Below are 20,855 nucleotides of genomic sequence, written 5' to 3'. Positions count from 1 at the left end.
CGGTGACCGCGAAACGCCGCGCCGCCGCCCCGCGGGGCACGCTCCGGTTCGTGCTCGGCGACCAGCTGACCCGCCGGGTGTCGAGCCTCGTCGACCTCGATCCCGAACGCGACGTCGTCCTGCTCGTCGAGGTTCGCGACGAAGCCACCTATGTCCGCCACCACAAGCAGAAGATCGCGTTCCTGTTCGCCGCCATGCGCCATTTCGCGGCCGAGCTGGAGGCCGAGGGGATCGCCGTCGACTACGTGCACCTCACGGATCGGGGCAACACCGGCAGCTTCACCGGCGAGCTGGAACGCGCGGTCGCGCGCCACAAGCCCGAACGGGTGGTGGTCACCGAGCCGGGCGAGTGGCGCGTCTGGGCGATGATGCAGGACTGGCGCGAGACCCTGCCCGCGCCGCTGGAGATCCGCGCCGACAACCGGTTCCTGTGCCCCCGCGAGGAATTCGCCGCCTGGGCCGAGGGCCGGCACCACCTGCGGATGGAGACCTTCTACCGGGGCATGCGGCGGCGCACCGGCCTTCTCATGGACGACGGCGAGCCTGCCGGCGGCCGCTGGAACTTCGACCCCGAGAACCGCAAGCGCTTGCCCAAGGGACATCGTCCGCCGGACCGGATCGGCTTCCAGCCCGATGCCGTGACGCGCGCGGTCATCGACTTGGTCGGGACGGAGTTCGGCGACCATTTCGGCGATCTCACCGGCTTCTCCTGGCCGGTGACCCGGGCCGACGCCCTCGCGGCGCTCCGACACTTCCTGGCGGAGTGCCTGCCGACCTTCGGCGACTACCAGGACGCCATGAAGACCGGGGCGCCCTTCCTGTATCACGCGCTCCTGTCGCCCGCCCTCAATGCCGGCCTGCTCACCGCCGAGGAGGTGTGCTGGGCCGCCGAGCGGGCCTATCGTGACGGTTCGGCCCCGCTCCACTGCGTCGAGGGCTTCATCCGGCAGATTCTCGGCTGGCGGGAATACGTGCGCGGCCTCTACTGGGCACGGATGCCTGCCTATCGGGACACCAATGCCCTCGGCGCCAGCCGCGACCTGCCGTGGTTCTACTGGTCGGGGGAGACCCGGCTCAACTGCGTCGCCCAGGTCGTCACGGAGACGCGCGCCCACGCCTACGCTCACCACATCCAGCGCCTGATGGTCACCGGCAACTTCGCCCTGATTGCCGGCCTCGACCCGGCCCAGGTCGAGGAATGGTACCTGATCGTCTTCGCCGATGCCTACGAATGGGTCGAACTGCCCAACGTCCACGGAATGGTCCTGTGGGCCGACGGGGGCGTGATGGGCTCCAAGCCCTACGCAGCCTCGGGTGCCTATATCGACCGCATGTCGGATTACTGCGCGTCCTGCTCCTACGACGTGAAGGTCAAATCCGGGCCGGACGCCTGTCCGTTCAACTATCTGTACTGGAACTTCCTGATCCAGAACGAGGAGCGACTGGCAGGGAATCAACGGATGGCCATGCCATACCGGACCCTGCGCGGCTTGGGCGACAAGCGCCGCGCGGAGATCCGCCGCGACGCCGCCGCGTTCCTCGATGCCCTCGACGTCGGACCGGACGATCAAAGCGGGGACCAGACCGACAGCGTCAGATAGGGAGAGGCTCGGGCGCGGCCGGTCTCGGACTGGAGGCCCGCCGACGCGCGGACGCTGTATCGGCCGAAGGAGAAGTCGGTCGCGTGGAGGCCGAGGCTCCATTTCGCGTATCCGGTTGCGTCCGTGTAGAGCGCGGCCTCAGGGCCGATATAGGTTTCCCAGAGCCGATAACCCCAGGCGAGCCGCGCCCAGAGGCTGTCGCGGGCCGATCCCGCGACCACGCTCGCCTGAAGCAGCGTCGCCTCCGTCGGGCGCGCCCAGACCTCGCCGTGYAGCCGTAGGCCGAAGCGAGTCGGCAGGGCATCGACCCTCGGCGCGGCGAGCAGCATCTCCTTCGTGATCTCCGGGCCGGCGAAGGCGGCGATCACGCCCCAGTCGAAGAACCACTGATAGCCGGCGACCGCGGCGGCGGCGACGGTATATCGCGCGCGGGGGCCGTCCGCGCCACGCTCCGCGCGTCGTCCTCCGCCGACGGTCGCCAGCGTGGCGAAACCCTCCTGCGCGAGGGCGCTGAGGCCGACCTTCGCTCCGAGGGTCAGGAAGGTATCGCCGCCGGCGTCGAGGCTGCCGAAGAGCAGCGTGTCGATTTCGCTGGCACGCGCTGGGACAGTAAAAAGCACGATGCTCGAGATCAGTGCAAATAGTCCGGATGCGAAGTCACCGATCTTTGAGGCGACGCGCAGACTTATCGTGCTCGATCCTCCGGAGCCGGAGGATCAGCTTAAGATAAAATTAACCGTTCTGCATGGATTCGTGGGTTGTAATCCCCGTATTTGTTGGGCGCTGGCATCAATCGATCGGCAGACGCGTGGCGATGCTGGCATGCGGCACGCTGCGACTTGGCGAAGGCAGGCCCAGCCAGCGAGCGCCCCCCGGGGCGCGGTTGCCCGCCGGACACCATCACGTTGTCGCGAATCTGCCGTGCTTGGCGTGCCAGATGAACTCGGCTAGAGCCCCCGCGGGAAAGCGAAGGTTGGCGGATCCTTGACCTCCGGTGCACGAACGTCGGACGTCCTCACCGTGCTGGCGAGCCAGGAGGGCGAGCGCCTCACCGTGGGCGACATCGTCGCGGTCCTGCGGGACCGCGCCTTCGCGCTGCTCGTGGTCCTGCTCGGGCTGCCGAACTGCCTGCCCATGCCGCCGCCGATCCCGCTGATCTGCGGCCTGCTCCTGCTGCTGGTGGCGATCCAGATCGCCGCCGGCATGTCGGCGCCGTGGCTGCCGCGGATGCTGTTGGGCCGGTCGATCGCCCTGGTGGATGTCCGGCGCGCGGTCACCCGTGCGGTTCCGATCCTGCGCCGGCTGGAGCGCTGGTCTCGCCCCCGCGTCAGCGTGTTCGAGACCGCGCTCGGCATGCGCGGCATGGGGATCGTCCTGCTGGCCCTCGCCCTCGCGCTGATCGTGGCCGCGCCGATCGTGGGGCAGATCCCCCTCGGTCTCGCGGTCTGCCTGGTCGGGCTCGGGCTCGTCGAGCGCGACGGTCTCGTCGTGTTGGGCGGCCTCGTGATCGGGATATTCGGCGTCGCCATCAATGCCGGCTTCGCCTACGCGGTCATTTCCGGGATCGTCGGTCTTCTCAACCTCTGAGCGCGGCTCAGAGGCGGTAGCGGATCTGGTCGGTCCAGAAGCGCTCCAGGCGGCCGAGGGCCTGGTTCAGGCGGTTGAAGTCGTCCTCCGAGATGCCGCCGATCGGCGCGATCGTCCGTGCGTGCTTGTCGTACAGACCCTGGATGATCTCGTGGACCTGGCGACCCTTGTCGGTCAGGCTGATCCGAACCGAGCGGCGATCCGTCTTCGAGCGGGCGTGATGGAGGTAGCCGGCCTCGACCAGCTTCTTCACGTTGTACGAGACGTTGGAGCCGAGATAGTAGCCCTTCGTCCGCAATTCGCTCGCGGTCAGCTCCTTGTCGCCGATGTTGTAGAGGAGGAGGGCCTGGACGCTGTTGACGTCCTCGCGGCCACGCCGCTCGAACTCGTCCTTGATCACGTCGAGGAGCCGGCGATGCAGCCGCTCCACCAGATGGAGCGCCTCGAGGTAGGACCCCTTGGCGGTCGAGGCTTCCTCGGGGGCTTCGATCTGCGTGATCCGCGCGTTCTGGGTCTTCATCTCTGCCTCGCCATCCGTTGGATGCGGCATCCGTTCGATGCTGTGCCGCTGCTGATGGATAAGCTAGGGCTCGGGAATGAAAGGCGATTTAAGCGACAGGATGAATTCGCGATTTACTCTTCGCGGTAAAGACAAACTGAAGCGAAGATAAGAACGGTTCGTTCACCGTGCTTCCTGTGCCGCCAGCCAGGACAGCAGGAAGTACAACGTCACAACGCTGATCCCGAATACGAGCAACGGAACCGGCAGCGGCAACAGTTGCGGTGTCAGGACCGCGAGCGTCATCGCCGACGTGACCGCAAGCAGCCAGATCACGCCGCCCCAGGCGCTCGTGAGCCAGAGGCCTATCGCTGCCGCGGCATCGATCACCGCGAAATAGACGATCGCGGACTGGCGGCCGAAGGGCTCGGCCTCGAAGGGGCGGATGCCCGGCAGAACGTCGAGGATCGTCGCCCAGGCGAGGACGCTCTTGAGGAGCCAGACGAGGGCGGTGAGCCGCATGAACCAGATCAGCGCCGTGTCCCAGGTGCCGGGCGCGGGTCCCTGAGCGCGCTCGATCCGGTCGCTCGGGATGCCGCCCGGCCTGGGCGCCTTGCGCCGGATCGGAAGGTAGCCGGGCACTACCGGTGACTCGCGGAGATGATGGGCCGGTTCATGGGCGAAGGGCCGGGATCCTGGTTTGTGGAGACGGAACGTGCCGGGTTGAAGCGGTTCCGCCGTCCTGCGTCAACGGTCGGGTTTCGCCGCCTCGGCGCGGTGTGGTAGTCGAACGCCTCCGGCGCATGAGCGCCGCGCGATCCGCGGCGTGGTCCGCGCGAACGGTAGCGAAGCCGCATGTCAGACACCCTGCCAGAGCCGCGCCCCCTCGCCGTGGAGGCCGCCCGCGAGGGCGCCCGCGTGGAGGGCCTGAAGATCACACAGCGTCCGCGCCGCAACCGGAAATCGGACTGGTCGCGCCGTCTCGTCCGCGAGCACACCCTCACGGTGGACGACCTGATCTGGCCGATGTTCGTGATCGAGGGTGAGAACCGGCGTGAGCCGATCGCCTCGATGCCGGGCGTCGAGCGGCTGTCCGTGGACGAGATCGTGCGCGACGCCGAGCGCGCGGCGCGGCTCGGCATCCCGGCGGTCGCCTTCTTCCCCTTTACCGAGGTGTCGCTGCGCGATCCGACCGGCTCGGAGGCGCTCAACGCCAACAACCTCGTCTGCCGGGCCGTGCGCGCCGTGAAGCGGGACGTGCCCGAGGTCGGGATCATGACCGATGTCGCCCTCGATCCCTATACCAGCCACGGCCATGACGGCCTGCTGAAGGACGGGGCGATCCTGAACGACGAGACCGTGGCGGTCCTCGTGGAGCAGAGCCTGATCCAGGCGGAGGCCGGGACCGACATCATCGCGCCCTCCGACATGATGGACGGGCGCGTCGGTGCGATCCGCGCCGGCCTCGACAAGGCCGGCTTCCTCGACGTGCAGATCATGGCGTACGCGGCCAAGTACGCCAGCGCCTTCTACGGACCGTTCCGCGACGCGATCGGCACCAAGGCGGCGCTCGTGGGCGACAAGCGCACCTACCAGATGGATCCGGGCAATTCGGCCGAGGCCCTGCGCGAGGTCCGGCTCGACCTCGACGAGGGCGCGGATTCCGTGATGGTGAAGCCCGGCCTGCCGTATCTCGACATCATCCGCCGGATCCGGGACGAGTTCCAGGTGCCGACCTTCGCCTATCAGGTGTCGGGCGAGTACGCGATGATCGAGGCCGCCGCCCGGAACGGCTGGCTCGACGGCGATCGCGCGATGGTCGAGGCGCTCCTCGCGTTCAAGCGGGCCGGGGCGGACGGCGTCCTCACCTATCATGCGCCGCGGGTCGCGGAGCGCCTGCGCAGCCATCCGTGAGGCACGGGCACCGCTGGCTGCTGGCAGCCGCCGTCGCGGCCGGATTCCTCGGCGGACTCGTGGCCTGCCAGGACACCCTCCGCCGGGATCGCGTCGCCACCTGCCGCCGAGCCCTCCCGGCGGTCGCGCCGGAGGCCGGGATCCGGTTGCTGCGTGCGGCGCCGGGACCGGCGGCGAACTCGGTGCGGGTCGACTACCTGCATGGCGACCGGCCGCACTGGTTGACCTGCCGCTTCGACGCCGGGACGACCCTCGTGGCGCTCGCCACGGAGGCGACCACCCTGTCCGGACCCGCGCTCTACATGCTGAAGCGCTTCTACCTCGACACGCCCGACGCCGCCGCCGGCGATCCGGCCGAGCGGTGAGCGGCGCGGCGGCCGCCGCATCCCCTTGCGGCACCCTCGGGACGCACCCACTTTGTCGTCCGCAGGCTCGCTTGCAGGACGCGACATGATCCAGAACCCTCAACCCGACTACGCTCAGCGCTTCGACGCGCCTGGTTACGCCACCGCGCTGCCGGTGCCGTTCGTGCGGGCGAGCCTCGGCGGCCGGACGGTCGCGTATCTTCTCGATATCCTGTTCATCTTCGGCTTCACGGTCGTGCTGACGCTGTTGATCACGGTCATCGGCGTCGTGACGTTCGGCCTCGGCTGGACGCTGTTCGCGATCCTGCCGGCGAGCGGCATCATCTACAGCGCGATCACCGTCGGGGGATCGAAGCAGAGCACGATCGGCCAGCGTCTGATGGGTCTGCGCACGGTCGCGCCCGAGAGCGGTGCGCGAGTCGACGTCATCACCGCGGCCGTCCACGCGCTGCTGTTCTACGTCGCGGTCTCGACCTTCCTGCTCTGGTGCGTCGATATCGCCTTCGGTCTGATGCGGTCGGACCGGCGGCTCGGCCACGATCTGCTCCTGGGCCTCGCCGTCGTCCATGCGCGCTGATCGCAGTTTCCCGCACTGAAAATCTGACGGTGCGACCGGCGGGGCCATTGAGCGCCGGCCGGTCGGCTGTACATTGGCATGCCGGCGCCGCGAGGATGAACCCGGCGCAGGGTCTGTGAGAAGCGTGACCAGCCATCCGCGCGACACACCGCAATTCTACCTGACCGCTCCTTCGCCCTGCCCCTATCTGCCGGGACAGGAAGAGCGGAAGGTCTTCACTCACCTCGTCGGGCGGCGCGCCCGGGACCTCAACGAGATCCTGACCCAGGGCGGTTTCCGTCGCTCCCAGACCATCGCGTACCGTCCGGCCTGCGAGACGTGCCGCGCCTGCATCTCGGTGCGCGTCGTGGTCGACGAGTTCGTGCCGACCGCGAGTCAGAAGCGCATCCTGGCGCGCGGCGCCGACTGGGTCGGAACCCCAGAGCCGAACCGGCCGGCCTCCGAGCAATATGCCCTGTTCCGACGCTACCTCGACGCCCGCCACGGCGACGGCGGGATGGTCGACATGACCGTGCTCGACTACGCGATGATGGTCGAGGACAGYCACGTCGACACCCATCTCGTCTCGTACCGGCGGCACGGTCCGGATACGGCGATCACGGGGCGCGGCTCCGGACCGCCGCTGGCGTTTTGCCTGACGGATGTCCTCGCCGACGGGCTGTCGATGGTCTATTCGTTCTACGATCCCGCGGAGGCTGCGCGATCGCCCGGGACCTTCATGATCCTGGACCACATCAGCCGCGCCCGTCGGCTGGGTCTGCCGTACCTCTACCTCGGCTACTGGGTCGAGGGCTCGCGCAAGATGGACTACAAGTCCCGCTTCCGCCCGCAGGAGCGGCTGATGGGCCAGGGCTGGGTGCGGGTCGACCGCGCCGGGCACGACTGACGGTCCCCGGCCGTCGCCGAGCGGGCATGCTCGATCCGCATTGAGTGGCCGGGCCGGCGCATGCTACCGGCGACGCACGCAGTCCGGACCGTGCCGAGGCCACCATGATCCCCCGCTACAGCCGCCCCGCAATGTCGGCGATCTGGTCGCCGGAGAGCCGCTTCCGGATCTGGTTCGAGATCGAGGCGCACGCGACCACCGCGCTCGCCGAGATTGGCGTGGTGCCGAAGGCCGCGGCCGAGACGGTCTGGGCGAAGGGTCGGGATGCGGTGTTCGACGTCGCCCGCATCGACGCGATCGAGGCGGTGACGAAGCACGACGTCATCGCGTTCCTCACCCATCTCGCCGAGATCGTCGGCCCCGACGCACGGTTCGTCCACCAGGGGATGACGTCCTCGGACGTGCTCGACACCTGCCTCAACGTCCAGTTGGTTCGCGCCGCCGACATCCTGATCGCGGACGTGGATGCCCTGCTCGACGCCCTGAAGGCCCGGGCCTTCGAGCACAAGCGCACCCCCACCATCGGCCGCTCGCACGGCATTCATGCCGAGCCGGTCACCTTCGGACTGAAACTCGCCCAGGCCCATGCCGAGTTCGCGCGCAACCGCGCGCGCCTCGTCGCGGCCCGGGAGGAGGTGGCCACCTGCGCGATCTCCGGGGCGGTGGGTACCTTCGCCAACATCGACCCGCGGGTGGAGCATTACGTCGCCGAGCAGATGGGCCTGACGCCCGAGCCGGTCTCAACCCAGGTCATCCCGCGCGACCGGCATGCGATGTTCTTCGCGACGCTCGGCGTCGTCGCCTCGTCCCTGGAGCGCCTGGCGATCGAGATCCGCCACCTCCAGCGGACCGAGGTGCTGGAGGCGGAAGAGTATTTCTCAGAGGGCCAGAAGGGCTCCTCGGCGATGCCGCACAAGCGCAACCCGGTGCTGACCGAGAACATCACTGGCCTTGCCCGCATGGTGCGCGGCTACGTGACTCCGGCGCTGGAGAACGTCGCCCTCTGGCATGAGCGCGACATCTCGCACTCCTCCGTGGAGCGGATGATCGGCCCCGACGCCACCGTCACCCTCGATTTTGCCCTCGCCCGCATGACCGGAGTGATCGATAAGCTGCTGGTCTACCCGGCCACCATGCAGAAGAACCTCGACCGGCTCGGCGGCCTCGTCCATTCGCAGCGCGTGCTGCTGGCGCTGACCCAGGCCGGCGTGTCGCGCGAGGAGGCCTACCGTCTCGTCCAGCGCAACGCGATGCCGGTCTGGCGGGGGGAGGGGGACTTCCTGGCGCTGCTCAAGGCCGATCCGGATGTCACCGCCGCGCTCACGCCGGGGCAGATCGAGGAATGTTTCGATCTCGGTTACCATTTCAAGCACGTGGATACGATCTTCGAGCGCGTCTTCGGCACGGCCTCCTGAGCCGGCCGGACGATCCCTGCGCGAGCCGATCGCCTCGCGATCGGGACCGGCTCGAGGTCCCCGTCGCGATTCCCGGTCCGGCTGATCAAAAACCGTTCCGGCGGATCGCGCGCCGGGGTCCGCGACGAACACAGGAAGGCTATCCGTGACCGCTCCCCGCATCGTCTACCTCAACGGCCAGTTCCTTCCCTTCGAGGAAGCCCGCGTACCGATCATGGATCGCGGCTTTCTGTTCGCGGACGGCATCTACGAGGTCTCGGCGATCATCGATGGCCGGCTCGTCGACAACGCCGCCCACCTCGCCCGTCTCGACCGGTCCCTCGGCGAGATCGGGATCCGCAACCCGCACGATGCGGCCGGCTGGGAGCGCCTGCAGACCGAACTCGTCGCCCGCAACGGCGTCACCGAAGGGCTCGTCTACATGCAGGTGACCCGGGGCGTCGCGGAACGCGACTTCGCGTTCCCGAAGGCCGGGACCGAGCCTACCGTGGTGATGTTCACGCAGGCCAAGACCGTGCTGGCCAACCCGCTCGCCGAGACCGGCGCCCGGGTGATCACCGTCGAGGATCTGCGCTGGAAGCGTCGGGACATCAAATCGGTCGCCCTGCTGGCGCAAGTGCTCGCCAAGCAGCAGGCCGCCGAAGCCGGGGTCGCCGAGGCCTGGATGGTCGAGGACGGGGCGGTGACAGAGGGCTCCTCCTCCACGGCCTTCATCGTCAGCCGTGACCGGGTGCTGGTGACCCGGCCGCTCTCCACGGCGCTGCTGCCCGGCATCACCCGCGCCTCGGTGCTGCGGCTCGCCGAGGAGGCCGATCTGCGGATCGAGGAACGGCTGATTCCCGTCGCCGAGGCCCACGACGCCCAGGAGGCGTTCTACACCAGCGCCTCGGCCTTCGTGATGCCGGTGATCGCGATCGACGGCCGGCAAATCGGCGAGGGTCGCCCCGGTCCGCTGACCCGCCGCCTGCGCGAGTTGTACATCGAGGCCGCCCGTCGGGGCTGAGCGGCGCTTCCGAACGGCCCGGTTCCGTCCACTGCTCGACCGGCCCGCATCCGGTAACGGCAGGAACGGATCCCGGCCCCGGCTGTTCCCCCCCGAATTCGTGTCCCGAAACGGGGAGGCCACCGTGCCGAAGAAGCTCCTGTTCACCGCCATCGTGGCGGCCCTGGCTGCGGCGCCCGCTTGCGCACAGACGACCGGTCCGGTGCAGACGCCGCCCGATCGCGTCCGCCCGAGCGCCGATGCGCCGCCCAACGATCAGTCGCTGAGCGACAAGCTCCAGAAGAACGACGGGGTGATCAAGCCGCCGGATTCCGCGACGACCGGGACCGTGGTGAAGCCGGACCAATCCGGTGCGATGCCCGTGATCAAGCCCCACGAACTCCCTGGCCAGGCACCCGGAACCGAGGCCAAATAGCCGTCGCGAACCGGCCGCACGGCCCGCAGCGCGGGTCCCTCATGCGGCCGCTTGCTTGATTTCGCTGCCCGGATCGCGGAAACGGCAGACGACGTGCGCCGCCTGCACCCGTGGGCGGCGGCGTCCCGGTTTCCGTCGCGGGTAAGCAGGCAGGCATGGCCAACGTCGTCGTTGTAGGCGCCCAGTGGGGCGACGAAGGCAAGGGCAAGATCGTCGACTGGCTCTCCGAGCAGGCCGACATCGTCGTCCGCTTCCAGGGCGGCCACAATGCCGGCCACACGCTCGTCATCGACGGCGTCACCTATAAGCTGGCGCTGCTTCCCTCGGGCGTCGTCCGCGGCGGCAAGCTGTCCGTGATCGGCAACGGCGTCGTGGTCGACCCGTGGCATCTCGTCGACGAGATCGACCGGATCAAGGCGCAGGGCGTCGAGGTCTCGCCGGCTTCCCTGCGGATCGCCGACAACGCCACCCTGATCCTACCGCTCCACCGGGAGCTGGACCATTTCCGGGAGACGGCCAATGCCGGTCTCAAGATCGGCACCACCAAGCGGGGCATCGGGCCGGCCTACGAGGACAAGGTCGGGCGCCGGGCGATCCGGGTGGTCGACCTCGCCGATCCCGACGCCCTTCCCGCCAAGATCGAGCGGGTGCTCACCCATCATAACGCCCTCCGGCGCGGCCTCGGCATCGACGAGGTCAACGCGGCGGCTCTGCTCGACGATTTGAAGGCGATCGCTCCGAAGATCCTGCCGTACGCCGACACCGTCTGGGCGCTCCTCGACGAGGAGCGCAGGGCCGGCAAGCGCATCCTGTTCGAGGGTGCGCAGGGCGCGCTGCTCGATGTCGACCACGGCACGTATCCGTTCGTGACCTCGTCCAACATCGTCGCCGCACAGGCGGCCACGGGCTCCGGCCTCGGCCCGGGGGCGATCGGCTACGTGCTGGGCATCGCCAAGGCCTACACCACCCGCGTGGGCGAGGGGCCGTTTCCCACCGAGCTGTTCGACGAGATCGGTGAGACCATCGGCAGCCGCGGCCGCGAATTCGGTGTGAACACCGGGCGCAAGCGCCGGTGCGGCTGGTTCGATGCCGTGCTGGTGCGGCAGACCGTCCGGACCTCCGGCATCCACGGGATCGCGTTGACGAAGCTCGACATCCTGGACGGCTTCGAGGAGATCCGGGTCTGCACGGGCTACCTGCTCGACGGCCAGCCGATCGACCACCTGCCGGCGAGCCAGGCCGCCCAGGCCCGGGTCGAGCCGGTCTACGAGGTGATCCCGGGGTGGTCGGAGACGACCGCAGGCGCACGATCCTGGGCGGATCTGCCGGCGCAGGCGATCAAGTACGTCCGTCGGATCGAGGAACTGATCGGGGCTCCGGTGGCGCTTCTGTCGACCTCGCCCGAGCGGGACGACACGATCCTGATGCACAATCCGTTCGAGGATTGAGGCGTCGCGCGCTATCCCGTTGACGACCCGCGTTTTCGGCGGCCCTGCCTGTATCCAGCCCGCGCGGGCTTGATCTAGAACGGGCGCAGGCGGCTCGATCATCGGTCTCGCGACCGTGCCGCCCTCATCATGCAGCCGACGGGCGGGCGCCGATCCGCGCGCCGGAACACGACAAACCGGCCGACGGCCGCGACCGGACCTGTCGGGTGGGCGCGGCCTTCGGTCCCCGGCCCTCGACCGGCGATGCCGGACGGCGGTCGAAGGGGCGGACCAGGGCATCATGGCCGATTACTACCCGCTTCTGGCGCGCGCGCTCGATGCGCTGCCGGATCGAACGCCCGCCCTGCGCAAGGCGGTCTACGACCGTGCGCGCAACGCGCTGATCAGCCAGCTGCGCTCGCTCGACCCGCCATTGTCGGAGGCGGATATCGATCTCGAGCGCCGGGCACTCGATACCGCGATCGAGCGGCTGGAGGTGGACCATGGCGGTCTGCCGGCGCCGGCGAACGACGCCGCGCAAGTCCCCGAGCCAGCCGCACCCCCACCGGTCGTGCCCGAGCCTCTCACACCCGCGCCTGTCGTCGCGGCGGCTGTGGAGCCGGGGTTTCCGGAGCCGTCGCCGCCCGAGCCGGGAACCGGCCCGACGACCGATCCGGTTCTTCCCGCCGCGAGACCGCCCTTCGAACCGATGGCCCGTGGGACCGGTCCGGATTCCGAAGCCGGTCCGCGCGAGGCACCGATCCCGATCGCGGCGCGCCGCCCGGGCACGGCGCCGCCGGTGACCCCCGAAGTCCTTGACTCGCCACTGGACGCTCCGGCCGCGGAGTTTCCGAGCGCGGATCCGCCCGCCGCGGAGGATCCAGACGCCCTGACGGCCGCTACGGAGGCAGGAAGCGGCCGCCAGCGGCCGCGCATCGAGGTGGTGCCGCCACGGACCGGACGGTCCCGCGTGCTGCGCAACGTCTTCGTCGGGAGCGTCCTTGCGGTGGTGATCGGGTTGATCGCCGTCGCAGCGTTCCTGTTGCGGGATCGGCCGCAGAACCTGCCGGCGAGCGGCGCGGAAACGGCGGATACGCAGCAGTCCGACGCCGAGACCAAATTCGGCGATCGGGTCGGCGCCGATGCGACACCGGCGCCGAAGGCCGCCGCGCGCGCCGAGGGCAGCGCCCCGCCGCGGACCAACACGGCCCCGGCCGATGCCGGCGTCCCCGTTGCTCAGAGGGCGGAACTGATCGAGGAAGTGTCGGGCGCCGAGAATGGGCAGCCGACGACGACGCCCGGCCGCGTGACCTGGAAGCTCGACACAGTGAACGGTGACCAGGGGCAGCCCCTGCAGAACGCCGTCGTCGCTACCGTGACCATCCCAGATGCAGGCCTCACCCTGGTGATGACCATCCAGCGCAATCTCGACACCACCCTGCCGGCGTCGCACACGGTGAGCCTGGCCTTCAGCCAGAGTGGAAGCGGCGCCGCGACGCGAACGGTGCAGGATGTCGGGCTGCTTCAGGCGAAGGACGAGCAGAGCGCCCGCGGGTCACCCTTCTCGGGTCTGCCCGTCCGGGTCCGCGACAACCTGTTCCTGATCGGCCTGTCGTCGCTGCAGAACGACGTCGAGCGCAACACCGACCTGCTCCTGCATCGAAACTGGTTCGATATCGCGCTCCGGTACACGTCCGGTCGCCGGGCGGTGCTGACCTTCGAGAAGGGGTCCGCGGGCGCTCAGGTGATGCAGAACGCCTTCGACGCCTGGCAGTGAGCCAACAGGTCGTCCCGGCGCACGCGCGTGCGCCGGGGGCCGTCAGTGAGCCTCGATTCCGGTCCGCGGCAACTCGCGGTTGGCGATGTTGCGCTTGACCGCTTCCTGCACCTTCTCGAAGGCCCGAACCTCGATCTGCCGGACGCGCTCGCGCGAGACGCCGAACTCACCGGAGAGATCTTCCAGCGTGATCGGATCCTCGGCGAGACGCCGCGCCTCGAAGATGCGGCGCTCGCGGGGATTGAGCACGCCGAGCGCGTCCTTCAGGGCGGACAGGCGGTTCTGCCCCTCCTGCTCGCGGGCCAGAACGGTCTCCTGGCTGGGGGCATTGTCCACGAGCCAGTCCTGCCATTCGCCCTCGCCCTCCTCGCGCAGGGGCGCGTTGAGCGACGTGTCGCCGGACAGGCGCCGGTTCATGTCGATCACATCCTGCTCAGGCACGCCGAGGCGGGTCGCGATCTGCTTGACCTGATCGGGCTTGAGGTCGCCTTCGTCGAGGGCCGAGATCTTGCCCTTCGCCTTGCGCAGGTTGAAGAACAGCTTCTTCTGGTTCGCCGTGGTGCCCATCTTCACGAGCGACCACGAGCGCAGGATGTACTCCTGGATCGCAGCCTTGATCCACCACATCGCGTAGGTGGCGAGGCGGAAGCCCTTGTCGGGATCGAAGCGCTTGACCGCCTGCATCAGGCCGACATTGCCCTCCGATACGACTTCGCCGATCGGCAGGCCGTAGCCGCGATAGCCCATGGCGATCTTGGCGACGAGTCGCAGGTGCGACGTCACGAGGCGATGCGCGGCCTCGCGGTCGCCTGCGTCGCGCCAGCTCTTGGCGAGCGTGAACTCCTCCGACGGCTCCAGCATCGGAAACTTGCGGATCTCGTCGAGGTAGCGTGACAGGCCACCTTCGTTGGCGAGCACGGGCAGCGTACCGGCCATGGCAATCTCCTGGACCTATGTCCCCCTGTCGGGCGGACGCGACGGACAACAGTGCCGTCCACTCGGGCCGCTCTTGAGCCGACCCTGCCGGCCACCCATCTCGGATGGACAGCCGGTGCGCCGGTTGCGGTCGATGACACCCACGTCGCCATCAACGCGCCACCGGCGAGTTTGGTCGTACCATGTCACGTTGTGACGCGGTACGGGGTGATCTTTCGCACGCCGTGGTGGTCCGGTTACAGGGGCGGCGCGGCGTCCGCGTCCGCCCTCAGGGCTTCGACCAGAGCCCTCAGGTCGGGCGGCAGAAGGCTCTCGAACCGGAGTGTCGCGCCGGTGCGCGGGTGGCTGAAACCGAGGAGTTCCGCGTGCAACGCCTGCCGGCCCAGGGCGGTGAGCGCGGCCCGCGCCTCCGGCGAGAGCCGCGCTGCCTTGGTGCGGAAGGCTCCGCCATAGGTGGCGTCCCCGAGGAGGGGATGGCCGCGATGGGCGAGGTGGACGCGGATCTGGTGGGTCCGCCCGGTCTCTAGTCGGCAACGCACCAGCGAGGCGTCGCGGTAGACCTCGGCGACGGCGTAATGCGTGACCGCATGGCGGCCGGTCTCGTCGGAGACGACGGCAATCTTCTCGCGATGGTGGCGCGAGCGGGCGAGGCTGGCCCGGATGGTCCCGGCGCGCGGCTGCGGCAGACCCCAGGCCACCGCCGCGTAGGCCCGTTCCAGCGGTCCGGTGCGGCCGTGGTCGGCGAACTGGGCGGTGAGCCCCTGATGCGCCCTGTCGTTCTTGGCGACGACGATCAGGCCGCTCGTGTCCTTGTCGAGACGATGGACGATACCGGGCCGGCGCACGCCGCCGATCCCGGACAGGCTCGCCCCGCAATGGGCGATCAGCGCGTTGACCAGCGTCCCGCTCTCGTGACCCGGGGCTGGGTGGACTACCAGCCCGGCCGGCTTGTCGATGACGATCAGGTCGTCGTCCTCGTAGACGATCGGCAGGTCCGCGGGTTCGGCCAAGGGTACGGCCGGCACCGGGGGCGGCACCGTGACGACGACGTGGGCGCCGGCCGCCACCTTGGAGGCCGGATCGCTGGCCGCAATGCCGTCCCGCTGTACCTGGCCGGTGCGGATCAGATCCTGAAGCCTTGCCCGGGACAGGTCCGGAAACAGGGCCACCAGCGCCCGGTCGAGCCGCACCCCGCCCTCGGCCACGATCCCGGCCCGCTCCTCCCGCTCTTTCTCCACGACGACCCTTATCCGACCCCGTTCCGACCCGCCGATGCGGATTTCCCGACGAAGGCTCTTGCTCCTCCGCCGGGTGGTGGCTATAGCACCCCCGCGCCGCCGGAAAGCTCCCATCGTCTAGCGGTCTAGGACGTCGCCCTCTCACGGCGAAAACAGGGGTTCGATTCCCCTTGGGAGCGCCAGTGGTCTTCTTTAAGCCACTGTAAGCGCAGTAGGAACAACCACTTAGCCTCTGTGGTGCCCCAAAACGGGGATACAAGCCGGGGCCTCAAGTGAGCCTCCTGTTCCGTCGAATGCCCTACATCGTTCAGTCCCGACACGGCGTGTGGAAGTACCGCCGGGTGATCCCTGAGCCGCTGAGAGGCCGTGCGGGGAAACGGGAGATTGTTGTCAGCCTTGGGACCAAGGACGAGCAGGAAGCTGAGCTTCGGTGCCTGCGGGTCCATGCGGACGCTGAGGCCCACCTGAAGGCCTGGAAGCTCCTGGAGCGTGACAAGCTGTCCCAGGGCACCGAGGAGCAGGGCAGGGGACTTACAGGCCTCACAGTCGCCTCTGTGGTCACCCAGGACCACTCCACTGTGGATGATTGGTACCGCGGCCTTGGGTTTCTGGAGGCTCACGGACTGCCCTATCGTCCCTACAAGAAGGGCATGGCTGACCACGAGTTTGAGGTCCGCGAGAACATCTGTGTGAAGCACCTCGGGATCGACCCGGGGAATCCTGACACCCGTGACCAAGAGCTTGAGAGGTCCCCTGAGGCCCGGGCGCTCCTTGGTGTCCTTAAGAAGCCAGATCCCACCCTGGATGAGGCTGTGACCGTCTACCTCCGACTGAAGGAGGGTGAGACCTCAGGCATGGGCGTGGTGGTCAAGCGTAAGTGGGTGGCCGAGAAGGTCCGCGTCATCGCCTACCTCAAGGAGGCTGTGGGTTCCGACCACACGGTTTCATCCCTCACCAGAGAGGACGTGCGGGCCTACGAGAAGCACCTGAGGGCCAAGGGGCATTCCCCAGGCAGCATCAGGAAGGCCTTCAAGCTCTCCAGGGCGATCATCGAGAAGTCGCTCCAGGAGTTCGACATCCAGAGGCGGAACCCCTTCGACCGCCACACCATCGCGGACCCAACGCCTGACCGGGAGAAGCGCCTACCGTTGACCAGGGAGGAGCTTGCGAAGGTGACCACCCTGTCTGTGAACCCGGAGCTTGGGGCCATCGCCAGGCTTCTGGTGGACACTGGAGCGCGGCTTCAGGAAATCACAGGTCTCGCTTGGCCTGATGTTAGGGACCTGGAAGGAGGCCTGCCGTTCCTGGAGATTCGCTCAAATGAGGTTCGTGGGCTGAAGACCCAAGCGAGCGTCCGCGTGGTCCCGTTGCTACATTCCGCCGTGGCAGCCCTTACAGAGCAGCGTCAGAGGCTACAGGATGGCTCAGGACAGCCTTCGATGACAGGCCCGGTGTTCCCGAGGTACGGCAGAGAGAACGGTCGGGATGCGGCCTCTGCGGCGCTCATGAAGGCTCTTAGAGCAGCCGGTATTGAGGATAAGAAGAAGACGGTCCACAGCATCCGCCACACTGTGAAGCAGCATCTGAGGGACTGCGGTTGCCCCAAGGATGTGCGGGACTTCATGCAGGGCCACAGCGCACCAAACATCGCTGAGAACTATGGGCTTGGAGTAGCCCTACAAACAATGCGAGGATGGCTTCTTAAAGCTCAGTCCGCTACCTAACCATCACCTTACAGGTGCCCGTCATCATCTTCCCCGAGAGTTCCGACATGGCCGTGCTGGTGTTCTGAGTAACAAGCAGTTTGCCTGACCGTGGGTATATCGTGTGGACCCAGGTGGCATCATCCAGCACACTCACAAAGCTCCAGTGACCCGTGAGCATCCGCTTCACGTAGACCTTCTCGGTGACCACGCGTCCACCAGCAGACCTGGAACTCTGGAGATCAGTAAGCCTTGTGACGTGTCGTCGTCTCCTGTGTAGGATCACGAGGAATACGTCCCCTGACGGCCGGCAGGTTTTTCCATGCCCGGGCTACTCAATCACCTCGTCAGCACTGGCCAAAACCAAGGGAGGAACGTCAACCCCGAGCTTTTTTGCTGCCACGAGATTGATAATCATTTCGTACCTCGTGGGTAAGTGTACTGGCAATTCCGCTGGGTTTGCGCCCTTGATGATGGCGTTCACATATGTGGCTGCCTGTCGAAGCTGCGCCGCTGGATTGACACCATAGGAAAGTAGGCCGCCACTGTAAGCGAAATACGCATCCCCATAAACGCCAGGAAGCTTGTAGCGTGTAGCCAGTCCAGTAATGATGTCACGGTATCCAAGCGTAAGCGCATGAGGCGCAACCACAATGGCCCCTTTTGAGCCTGATCCTGCAAAATTAGTCAATGAAATCTCGATATCCTCTAAGTTTTTAACGGGGATTCCTGTTAGCTCAAAACTTAGATGCGGGGCTGATGCTTGAGCCGAGTACAAGAATTCAACATGCGGCGAAGCGGCCGGGTGATAAATGAAGCCTACCCTTTTTGTGTCGGGGCTCAACTCTTTCAGCACTTCTAGCCATTTGCTGCCCATCGGTTTTTCGAAGTTCGCGAAGCCGGTCAAATTCCGTCCAGGTCGGCTAAGTGAATCAACGTACTTACTGCCGATTGGGTCGCCTATGAAAACAAATACAATAGGTATCGACTGTGTTTCCTGCATTGCGATTGTGGCAACTTGATTGGTGCCGGTAACGATCACATTCGGCTTGAGAGAGATCATTTCACGAACGTAAACTCTTGTCTTTTCGGCGTCGATACCGGGCCATCGATATTCAATGTGAACATTGCGCCCACTCTCAAGGCCAAGATCTTTGAGGCCTAGGGAGAGTGATTGGACGCAAAGACTGGTTAAGTGATCGTGTTCTGGGAAGCCCAATATGACACCAACTCGCCACTGTTTGGACTGAGCCCAGGTTCTATGTGGCCATGTAGCAGTTGCGGCGGTCAACAGACCCAAAACCTCGCGCCGTTTCACTCTTTGCCCTTCCCTGCTAGCTGCAAATCACATGACTGCTCAGCGCACTCTATCGTGACTTGGATACAATAACAGCCCTACAGGTCGGTCCGATAGGATCCTCGTATGGTGTCCGGCTCATTCCTTCTCTCCATCGGTGCCTATTGCGAAAGTGCTTCCGACCGGACCATTAATTCACGGCCACGCTAGGAGCTTCCAGGGCGCTCATCAGCCTCAAGCCGCCACTTCGCTGCTTTGAGAGTATTTGCGGCCGTCCTGGGGCTTCCGAGCGCATCCTAGAGGCTATCTCCGAGTGCTCTTGGTTGGCGCGGAGAGTTGGCGGCACTCCATGATCTCAATGGTTGCTCTGAAATCAGCAGCTAAGTCGGACCCTCAGCGCATTGCTTATGTCCACTGTTAGACATTAATCCGGGTTCCGCTTCTGTGTTGCATGAAAGCAACGTAAGGCCTGCGACAGACAAGCCCTCGAAGTATCACGATGACGCCTACTGCAGCATGGCGGGGGCCAGTGTGCACCAATCTAAGAACGGCCCCTTCCCACGCACTCCTATCCCGAGTGAGGGTCTTCAGGCAGCCTCCAGGTGGAGAGGCGCTACAATCGCCTGAGGAGCCTCAGGGACCGACTTGCACTTCACTGGCAGGTCGGTGCCCGTAATCCTCTGAGCGGTAAACTCCATGACATTCTGAGTGATTCGAGCTTTACTCTGAGCAACGAACAGCCCGTCATGGCTTGGTAGAGCCACGATGTTCATCTCCATCAGGTGCCAAAAGACATCCAAGAGAATGAGGCTCTCGGTGAACATGAGTTTGTACCCGAGGATCTCCTTGGATTGCTCTTTAGGCTCGATGATGGTCGCTAAGCCGGGATGCTTTGATATCAGTGCCTCTCGGAGCTTCTTAGCAGTGGTACCCCTTGGGAGGTCATCTAGGTGGCTTGGTTGGCCCGGAGCACGACCGCCGCGACCACCATTCAGGATCGAACACAAACCCTGCTTCACGGCATCTCGGTGGTGCTCATTGTTCCGGTCGTATCCGTCTAGGTGGCCCGTGAGGTCATAGAGGTCTCCATCAGGACACTTCCGGCCCAAGCGGCTGTAAGCCAATCTTGGGTGCAACGATACGAAATCTAGGTCGGCTATGGGCTCTCCTTGAAGCCTGATGCTCCCCCGGCGGTACTTCTTCAGGTTCATCCAAAAGCCGCCGTAGAGCCTGCCGACCTGGTCAAACCGAAGCCTCTGGTTCGGGAGGAGCTTGAAGCGCCGCGTGAGCTTCCGGTCCAAGGAGTTCACTGGTTCCAGGCCGTCACGAAGGAACTGAATGTCTGCCCTGCCGAGGTAGTCGTTGATGCTGGCCACTTGATCTGAGAGGGCTTGGGTCTCAGGGGTTGGCTGATAGTCAACGGGAGGATGCCTGGGCTCCAAGTGGTACCCACGGTCCTCCTTGGTGGACACAATAATCAGTGGCTCACCATCCAGCCTGCCGAAGCACGACAGGTCTACCCCGTGATCCTCGATAAGGCACATTAGACCCGGTGCGATGCGCATGGTGGATCGGAGACCTTTGATCGAGGAGCCCTCAGTCTGAAGGAGAAATCCAGCGGTCTGTAGGAGGTCCAGCGTTTTACCCAGAGTCCGCCTGAGAAGGTCGTGGTTGTTGTAGATGGTAAGAGGCTCTTTGTGGTCTCTACAGACGACAATAGGCTTCGGCTCGCGGTGAGTCAGGTAGGATTTAGCTAGATTGGCTACCACAACCTCCACCAAGAGCCTGTAGCGCTTCTCAACATCATCCTTGCGCCTCCGGTCTCTCTGTTCGACTTCACTTACCCTGGCAATCACATTATTGACCACAGCTATGAGGGGACCGGGCAGGGCACACAGGAACTCATCTATCCAGGGATCATCCTTCTTAGGACGTACAGCTTTGGGCCTATCAGCCTCCTGAGTGGCCTCTAGGTCTTCTTGGTTCTCTACCACTGATATATCCCTTATCATACCATCATAGGAGGACTAAAAGTCTCTATGTCCGTAGGAGGCCCTGTAGTATATCCATAAGGCCCCCACGTAAGAGATCCCCGAGAACACAGCAGCTCCCGGGAATGGACTAAGGGCATCGCTTCACTTGGTAGTCTGACGCCCTGTCGCCCTGACGATTACTGAGCAATCTGCTACGGTGCGCTATCGAGCAGTGCCCCGGC

General features: G+C 66.1%; 19 protein-coding genes and 1 tRNA gene. 13 read left to right on the top strand and 7 right to left on the bottom strand.

The features are described from left to right. Positions 1-2 precede the first annotated feature (2 nt). Positions 3-1,601 (top strand): cryptochrome/photolyase family protein, encoded by a 1,599-nt coding sequence (locus tag ACXJKQ_RS20715; protein ID WP_457107601.1) that lies wholly within the window; start codon positions 3-5, stop codon positions 1,599-1,601. On the opposite strand, the gene bcsS is transcribed toward ACXJKQ_RS20715, so the two are convergent. Beyond that, positions 1,568-2,221, bottom strand: a complete 654-nt coding sequence (gene bcsS, locus ACXJKQ_RS20710) for a cellulose biosynthesis protein BcsS (protein WP_457107600.1) — start codon at positions 2,219-2,221, stop codon at positions 1,568-1,570. The two genes, ACXJKQ_RS20715 and bcsS, sit on opposite strands and share 34 nt — an antisense overlap. Positions 2,222-2,585: 364 nt before the next feature. Between bcsS and ACXJKQ_RS20705 the strand changes: the two genes are divergently transcribed. Then, positions 2,586-3,188 (top strand): exopolysaccharide biosynthesis protein, encoded by a 603-nt coding sequence (locus tag ACXJKQ_RS20705; protein ID WP_457107599.1) that lies wholly within the window; start codon positions 2,586-2,588, stop codon positions 3,186-3,188. Positions 3,189-3,195: 7 nt separating this feature from the next. Here ACXJKQ_RS20705 and ldtR read toward each other — a convergent pair whose 3' ends face one another. Then, entirely contained in the window at positions 3,196-3,708 is a 513-nt protein-coding gene (ldtR, locus tag ACXJKQ_RS20700) for a transcriptional regulator LdtR (protein ID WP_457107598.1), read from the bottom strand. Between the two features lie 162 nt (positions 3,709-3,870). Next, positions 3,871-4,329, bottom strand: coding sequence for a DUF6163 family protein (locus tag ACXJKQ_RS20695; protein WP_457107597.1), 459 nt, complete (start codon positions 4,327-4,329; stop codon positions 3,871-3,873). A gap of 213 nt (positions 4,330-4,542) precedes the next feature. Between ACXJKQ_RS20695 and hemB the strand changes: the two genes are divergently transcribed. The 9 genes from hemB (at position 4,543) to ACXJKQ_RS20650 (ending at position 13,466) form a co-directional block, all read left to right on the top strand. Continuing rightward, entirely contained in the window at positions 4,543-5,601 is a 1,059-nt protein-coding gene (gene hemB / locus ACXJKQ_RS20690) for a porphobilinogen synthase (RefSeq protein ID WP_457107596.1), read from the top strand. Further along, positions 5,598-5,966, top strand: a complete 369-nt coding sequence (locus ACXJKQ_RS20685; protein ID WP_457107595.1) for a hypothetical protein — start codon at positions 5,598-5,600, stop codon at positions 5,964-5,966. The genes hemB and ACXJKQ_RS20685 overlap by 4 nt, the downstream gene beginning before the upstream one ends. Before the next feature lie 88 nt (positions 5,967-6,054). Next, positions 6,055-6,543 (top strand): RDD family protein, encoded by a 489-nt coding sequence (locus ACXJKQ_RS20680; protein WP_457107612.1) that lies wholly within the window; start codon positions 6,055-6,057, stop codon positions 6,541-6,543. A 124-nt stretch (positions 6,544-6,667) separates the two neighbouring features. After that, complete coding sequence (locus tag ACXJKQ_RS20675; protein WP_457107594.1) at positions 6,668-7,429, top strand: arginyltransferase; 762 nt, start codon at positions 6,668-6,670, stop codon at positions 7,427-7,429. Between the two features lie 104 nt (positions 7,430-7,533). Further along, complete coding sequence (gene purB / locus ACXJKQ_RS20670; protein WP_457107593.1) at positions 7,534-8,844, top strand: adenylosuccinate lyase; 1,311 nt, start codon at positions 7,534-7,536, stop codon at positions 8,842-8,844. Between the two features lie 145 nt (positions 8,845-8,989). Next, positions 8,990-9,847, top strand: coding sequence for a D-amino-acid transaminase (locus ACXJKQ_RS20665; protein WP_457107592.1), 858 nt, complete (start codon positions 8,990-8,992; stop codon positions 9,845-9,847). 124 nt (positions 9,848-9,971) lie between these two features. After that, positions 9,972-10,262: a hypothetical protein gene (locus ACXJKQ_RS20660; RefSeq protein ID WP_457107591.1), complete on the top strand. Its 291-nt coding sequence runs from the start codon at positions 9,972-9,974 to the stop codon at positions 10,260-10,262. Positions 10,263-10,417: 155 nt separating this feature from the next. Then, entirely contained in the window at positions 10,418-11,710 is a 1,293-nt protein-coding gene (locus tag ACXJKQ_RS20655) for an adenylosuccinate synthase (RefSeq protein WP_457107590.1), read from the top strand. 280 nt (positions 11,711-11,990) lie between these two features. Next, the gene (locus ACXJKQ_RS20650) at positions 11,991-13,466 is read left to right on the top strand and encodes a histidine kinase (RefSeq protein ID WP_457107589.1); all 1,476 of its coding nucleotides are present in this window, start codon (positions 11,991-11,993) and stop codon (positions 13,464-13,466) included. A 42-nt stretch (positions 13,467-13,508) separates the two neighbouring features. Here ACXJKQ_RS20650 and rpoH read toward each other — a convergent pair whose 3' ends face one another. Together rpoH and ACXJKQ_RS20640 are read right to left on the bottom strand one after the other, a co-directional pair. After that, positions 13,509-14,402, bottom strand: coding sequence for an RNA polymerase sigma factor RpoH (gene rpoH, locus ACXJKQ_RS20645; protein ID WP_457107588.1), 894 nt, complete (start codon positions 14,400-14,402; stop codon positions 13,509-13,511). A 236-nt stretch (positions 14,403-14,638) separates the two neighbouring features. Beyond that, positions 14,639-15,640 (bottom strand): RluA family pseudouridine synthase, encoded by a 1,002-nt coding sequence (locus ACXJKQ_RS20640; RefSeq protein ID WP_457107587.1) that lies wholly within the window; start codon positions 15,638-15,640, stop codon positions 14,639-14,641. A 106-nt stretch (positions 15,641-15,746) separates the two neighbouring features. Between ACXJKQ_RS20640 and ACXJKQ_RS20635 the strand changes: the two genes are divergently transcribed. Further along, positions 15,747-15,822 (top strand) — tRNA-Glu (locus ACXJKQ_RS20635). 90 nt (positions 15,823-15,912) lie between these two features. Next, complete coding sequence (locus tag ACXJKQ_RS20630) at positions 15,913-17,364, top strand: DUF6538 domain-containing protein (RefSeq protein ID WP_457107586.1); 1,452 nt, start codon at positions 15,913-15,915, stop codon at positions 17,362-17,364. A 310-nt stretch (positions 17,365-17,674) separates the two neighbouring features. On the opposite strand, the gene ACXJKQ_RS20625 is transcribed toward ACXJKQ_RS20630, so the two are convergent. Together ACXJKQ_RS20625 and ACXJKQ_RS20620 are read right to left on the bottom strand one after the other, a co-directional pair. Continuing rightward, the gene (locus tag ACXJKQ_RS20625) at positions 17,675-18,661 is read right to left on the bottom strand and encodes an ABC transporter substrate-binding protein (RefSeq protein WP_457107585.1); all 987 of its coding nucleotides are present in this window, start codon (positions 18,659-18,661) and stop codon (positions 17,675-17,677) included. 566 nt (positions 18,662-19,227) lie between these two features. Then, on the bottom strand, positions 19,228-20,634 hold the full coding sequence (locus ACXJKQ_RS20620; RefSeq protein ID WP_457107584.1) for a hypothetical protein: 1,407 nt from the start codon (positions 20,632-20,634) through the stop codon (positions 19,228-19,230). Between the last annotated feature and the right edge of the window lie 221 nt (positions 20,635-20,855).

It is taken from the genome of Methylobacterium sp. P5_C11, from assembly GCF_054049775.1.
The sequence above is the reverse complement of the archived record's forward strand: the minus strand, read 5'-3'. Positions and strand labels throughout refer to the sequence as shown.

What these genes read in the sequence shown, in the direction of transcription:
- purB (WP_457107593.1), top strand. Translation starts at nt 7,534, where the DNA reads ATGATCCCCCGCTACAGCCGCCCCGCAATGTCGGCGATCTGGTCGCCG.
- ACXJKQ_RS20650 (WP_457107589.1), top strand. Translation starts at nt 11,991, where the DNA reads ATGGCCGATTACTACCCGCTTCTGGCGCGCGCGCTCGATGCGCTGCCG.
- ACXJKQ_RS20655 (WP_457107590.1), top strand. Translation starts at nt 10,418, where the DNA reads ATGGCCAACGTCGTCGTTGTAGGCGCCCAGTGGGGCGACGAAGGCAAG.
- rpoH (WP_457107588.1), bottom strand. Translation starts at nt 14,402, where the DNA reads ATGGCCGGTACGCTGCCCGTGCTCGCCAACGAAGGTGGCCTGTCACGC.
- ldtR (WP_457107598.1), bottom strand. Translation starts at nt 3,708, where the DNA reads ATGAAGACCCAGAACGCGCGGATCACGCAGATCGAAGCCCCCGAGGAA.
- hemB (WP_457107596.1), top strand. Translation starts at nt 4,543, where the DNA reads ATGTCAGACACCCTGCCAGAGCCGCGCCCCCTCGCCGTGGAGGCCGCC.